Origin of the sequence: Pseudomonas sp. 43(2021), assembly GCF_017490805.1 — a bacterium.
Lineage (GTDB): Bacteria > Pseudomonadota > Gammaproteobacteria > Pseudomonadales > Pseudomonadaceae > Aquipseudomonas.
The window spans coordinates 1-672 of sequence record NZ_JAFGYJ010000124.1 but is presented as its reverse complement, the minus strand read 5'-3'; the positions used below and the strand labels follow the sequence as shown (position 1 = coordinate 672).

Below are 672 nucleotides of genomic sequence, written 5' to 3'. Positions count from 1 at the left end.
GTACAGGGTGATGTCGTAAGCGGCAGCGCGTTCCACGCCGATGCTCAACTGATATTCACGCAGGTAGTTGACCAGCACCGGACCGAGCACGCCGGCAGCGGCCCAGGCAGTCAGCAGACGACCGTGGATCGCACCGACCATCTGTGTACCGAACAGGTCGGCCAGATACGCCGGAACGGTGGCAAAACCACCGCCGTACATCGACAGGATGATGCAGAACGCCGCCACGAACAGCGCAACGTTGCCCAGATGGCCCATGTTCGGAATCAGCGCGTACAGGGCAAAACCCAGCGCGAAGAACACGAAGTAGGTGTTCTTGCGGCCCAGGTAGTCCGAGAACGAGGCCCAGAAGAACCGGCCTCCGATGTTGAACAGGCTCAGCAGACCAGTGAAGCCCGCTGCGATCGCCGCGATCGAGGCCAGTTGGCCAGCGTCGAGTTGACCGAACGGTACATCGACGCCCAGCAGTTTGCCGCCGAACACTTCCTGCAACAGTGGCGAAGCCATGCCGAGGATACCGATACCCGCCGACACGTTCAGGCACAGCACCAGCCAGACCAGACGGAATTGCGGGGTTTTCCACGCTACGTTCACGTGGACGTGACGGTTGGTGATCATGGCGTTGGACGCTTTCTTCGCCGGAGCGGTCCAGCCTTCAGGTTTCCAGCCGGT

General features: G+C 61.3%; 1 protein-coding gene. It reads right to left on the bottom strand.

The window, feature by feature from the left end; translation table 11 throughout:
* The coding region (locus J5M71_RS26300; RefSeq protein WP_207838383.1) for an MFS transporter at positions 1–672 on the bottom strand (672 nt) is incomplete at both ends.